Below are 3,917 nucleotides of genomic sequence, written 5' to 3'. Positions count from 1 at the left end.
ACCCGCCGAGTGGACGCGCGAGAAGCCGCGTGGCCGCGCCTTGCGAATCGCGCACGCGTCGCCCGACGGAACGAGGCGGGCGAGGCGTGCGCGGTAGTGTGGGACACGTGAAATTGCCCTCTCCCGTTTACTCGCTCTACGAGAATCGGCTGCGCGCGAGTCTCGACTCGGATCGCATGCCGCGGCACGTCGCAGTGATGTGCGACGGCAACCGCCGCTGGGCCAAGGAGGCCGGGTTCACGGACGTCTCCCACGGGCACCGCGCCGGCGCCGTCAAGGTTGCCGAGCTACTGCAGTGGTGTGACGATCTGGGCATCGAGATCGCCACGATCTACCTGTTGTCGGTGGAGAACCTCGAGCGAGACGCCTCCGAACTCGATTTGTTGCTCGACATCATCGGCGACGTGGTCGAGGAGATCTCACGGTCGAATTCGAACTGGCGCGTCGGCGTCGTCGGCCACACGTGGCTGCTGCCCGAGCCGCTCGCGGCGCGGCTGCAGGCGGCGCAGGACGCATCGAAGGACAACACCGGCACCCTGGTCAACGTCGCCGTGGGATATGGCGGGCGACAGGAGATCACCGATGCCGCGCGGGATCTCGTCGCCGAGCTCGTCGCGGACGGGAAGACCGGGGAGGATCTCATCGAGGGGATCACCGTCGACGGGATCGGCGAGCACCTCTACACCAAAGGCCAGCCCGACCCGGACCTCGTGATTCGTACCTCCGGCGAACAGCGCCTGTCCGGATTCCTGCTGTGGCAGAGCGCCTATTCGGAAATCTGGTTCACCGAGGCTTATTGGCCGGCGTTCCGCAAAGTCGATTTTCTCCGCGCGATCCGCGACTTCGGGCAGCGCAACCGGCGCTTCGGTAAATAGCGCCCGTCCGCCGTCAGACCCCGTTATTTCGCGAACAGCAGCTGCATGGTGCCGAGCGTCTTCATGATCTCGTCGTAGCCGGGACTGAGCGACCAGTAGTCGAGCCCGAAGGCGCGGAAGTTCTTGATCGCCGGCAGGTCCGCGTATTGCGGATCGCGGGAGAGCTCGCCGGGGTTGACGACGTCGCGTCCATAGCCGAGCACGAACAGGTTGTCCTGGTCGAACACCTCCTCGATGCGCTCGGGCGGGACCGCGAGTAGTTCCCCGTTGACCCCTGCGGTCTGCAGGCCCGGAATCTGCGAATACTTCGCCGGCTCGAGCCCGATATCAGTGAGCTCGGCGGGCAGTCCGAATTTCTCGTTCGCCGCGTAGGGGCGACCCTCGGCGTCGAAGACGAGGTACCCGACGTCCCCTTCGGGGGCGTTGATGTTCTCGCGGATCGAGTCGACGAACTCGTCGTAGTTCCCGGTCATCTCCTTGAGCTTCTTCTTCGCACCGAGTGCGTCGGCCATGATCTCGGCCTGGTCCTTCCACGAGGTTTCGTCCTCGCCGATGACGACGGTCGGTGCGATCTGCTTCAGCTCCGGATACGCCTGTACCGCATGTTCGTGCTCGAGTCCGGGGCCGCCGCCGATGATGAGATCGGGGTCCAATGCCTTGATGCCGGCGATGTCGAATCCGTCGACGAACCAGGGGAGGAACGTGGTGCCCTCTTGCGCCGCGGCGTCACTCCACGCCTGCGACGGGTCGCTGGATCCGCCGGCCATCTCCGGGATGGTGCCCTTGACGTGTGCGCCGAGATCGAAGGCCAGACCGGTGAGACGGTAGCCGAGCACGACGACGCGCTTGGGCTTGGCCGGGACCTCGACGCTGCCCATTTCCGTGTCGACAGCGTGAGGCGCCGCCGACGCGGTGGTCGACGAGGCGGTGGTGGACGACTCGCTCGGGGAGCTGTCGCCGCCCGAATCCGAGCACGCCGCCGTGACAAGCGCGGCCGCCGACACCACGGCGACCACCTGTAGTGAACGCCGATACACGCGCGAAGAACTAAGCCTCATCTCGATCCTTTCCGACATGCAAGGCTAGCGCGTTCGCCGCTGTGCCCGGGTACGCGCGCCGGGGCCCGGCTCCCCGGGCGGCGCGTTAGGCGAACAGTTCCTCGATCTTGTCGAGCGTGCCGAGGGCCTCGTCGTAGTCCGGCCGGTGCACCCAGTACGGCAGGTCGTAGGCGTGGCCGTCCTTGAACGCCGGCAGGTCCGCAAAGGCCGGGTCCTTACTCAGTTCCTCCGCCGTCACGACGTCGCGGTTGAAGCCGAGCACGAACACGGTCGGCATGGTGAGCTCGGAAGTGATCTGCTCCTTGCTGATCTGGAGGATGTCGCCCGAGCCGCCGTAGGACTCGAACTTTCCGCTGGCCTTGAGTGGCGCCGGCTCGAGGCCGACCTCGGCGAGCTCCTTCGGGAAACCGACCTCGTCGTTGGCGACGTAGGTCTTGCCGTCGGCGTTCTGGACGTAGTAGGCGACCGGGGTCGGCGGGAGCTCGATGTTCTCGCGCACCTCTGCCACGCGATCGTTATAGGTCTTCTCGGCCTCGTCGAAGACCTCGGGCTTGCCGACCGAGTCCGCGAGGAACTCGAACTGTGCCTGCCAGGTGTCGAGCGAGTCCGGAACGACGAGGGTGGGGGCGATGTCGGACAGCTCGTCGTACTGCTGCGTCGCGTGCCGGTACGGGAAACCGATGCCACCCGCGATGATGAGATCCGGCTCCTCGGCGAGGATGGACTCGAGATCGAATCCGTCGTTGGACCACGGGAGGAACTTGGTCTCGTTCTCCGCTGCCTCTTCCTCCCAGAACTGGCCGGGCTTGCCTTCCTTGCCGGTGGACTCGGCGACCGTCGCATCGACGGGAAGACCGAGATGGAAGGCATAGCCGGCGAGCGCGTTGTTGAGCACGACGACCTTCTGCGGCTCGGCGGGGATCTCGATTTCGCCGTTCTCGGTCTCGACCGTGCGGGTTTCACCGCCACCTGCCGCCTCCGAGTGGGAGCCGGACTCGGTGCCCGAGTCCTCGGTGGAGGAGCAGGCCGAGCCGAGGAGGGCCGTGGCGGCGAGTAGCGCGGTAGCCGCGACGAGACGCGTGCGCTTACGGGTGGCGTACATGGGGTCCTTTCTCCTGCCCGGCGGGCGGAGCGAGACGGTGGTGGTTAGAGTTCTGCGGTCTCGCTCGGCTGCGCACTGTTCACGTCGTGTGACGCGCGAGCGCGGGGCCGGGTAGTGAAGAGTAATTATTGAACGGTTAGCCTAGGCTATGTTAGCCGTACCAATCCTAAAGAATTTTGAGAATACGTAGAGATCTACGCCACACTTCGACGAGGCGGGTAGTTGGTGACAACGCAGACGAAGCAGTCGAACGAGACATACGTCGGCGCCCCCGCAGGCGGGGAGCCGGGGTTCTCGCGCGCACTGCGGCGTGCCGCGGCGAGGCACGCGGTGTTTCTCGCCGTGTCGGTGGCGCTGCTCGCCGGGATCGTCGCGGCGAGCCTGTTCTCCGGCTCCGGGGAGGTCGCCGCCGGCAGCGCCTGGCAGGTGTTGTGGAGTCCCGACGATTCGGCCGCGTCGATCATCGTCCACGACCTGCGAGTGCCGCGCACCGTGCTCGGACTCGTCGTCGGCATGGCCCTCGGCGTGGCCGGCGCCCTCATCCAGGCTGTCACGCGGAATCCCCTCGCCGATCCGGGCATTCTTGGGGTCAACGCGGGCGCGAGCTTCGCCGTCACACTCGGTATTGCCTTTCTCGGTGTCGAGGCGGTCTCGAGCTACGTGTGGCTCGCGATGGCGGGCGCGGCGATCGCCTCGATCATGGTGTTCGGGATCGCCGCAGGCGGCGGCAAGGGCGCGACGCCGCTACGGCTCACCCTCGTGGGTATGGCGTTCGGCTCGGTGTTGCTCGGCGCCAACCGTGCGATCGGGCTCCTCGACTCGAGCATCTACGAGCAGGTGCGCTTCTGGGAGGCCGGCTCCGTCGCCGACCGCCCACCCGAG

The 3,917-nt window shown here is 66.5% G+C and carries 4 protein-coding genes; 2 read left to right on the top strand and 2 right to left on the bottom strand.

Annotated elements, in window-relative coordinates; genetic code table 11:
• Window positions 1-107 precede the first annotated feature (107 nt).
• Window positions 108-875, top strand: coding sequence for an isoprenyl transferase (locus tag K8V11_RS04960; protein WP_303911331.1), 768 nt, complete (start codon window positions 108-110; stop codon window positions 873-875).
• 23 nt (window positions 876-898) lie between these two features.
• Here K8V11_RS04960 and K8V11_RS04955 read toward each other — a convergent pair whose 3' ends face one another.
• Both K8V11_RS04955 and K8V11_RS04950 read right to left on the bottom strand, forming a co-directional pair.
• Window positions 899-1,933 carry an ABC transporter substrate-binding protein gene (locus tag K8V11_RS04955; protein ID WP_303911330.1) on the bottom strand — a complete coding sequence of 345 codons (1,035 nt, stop codon included), beginning with the start codon at window positions 1,931-1,933 and terminating at the stop codon, window positions 899-901.
• An 85-nt stretch (window positions 1,934-2,018) separates the two neighbouring features.
• Complete coding sequence (locus K8V11_RS04950) at window positions 2,019-3,035, bottom strand: ABC transporter substrate-binding protein (protein WP_303911329.1); 1,017 nt, start codon at window positions 3,033-3,035, stop codon at window positions 2,019-2,021.
• Between the two features lie 225 nt (window positions 3,036-3,260).
• Here K8V11_RS04950 and K8V11_RS04945 point away from each other — a divergent pair.
• A partial coding sequence (locus K8V11_RS04945) for an iron chelate uptake ABC transporter family permease subunit (protein ID WP_303911328.1) occupies window positions 3,261-3,917 on the top strand: 657 nt, incomplete at its 3' end.

This window comes from Dietzia timorensis (genome assembly GCF_020742175.1).
In the GTDB taxonomy this organism is placed as follows: Bacteria; Actinomycetota; Actinomycetes; order Mycobacteriales; family Mycobacteriaceae; genus Dietzia; species Dietzia timorensis_A.
The sequence above is the reverse complement of the archived record's forward strand: the minus strand, read 5'-3'. Positions and strand labels throughout refer to the sequence as shown.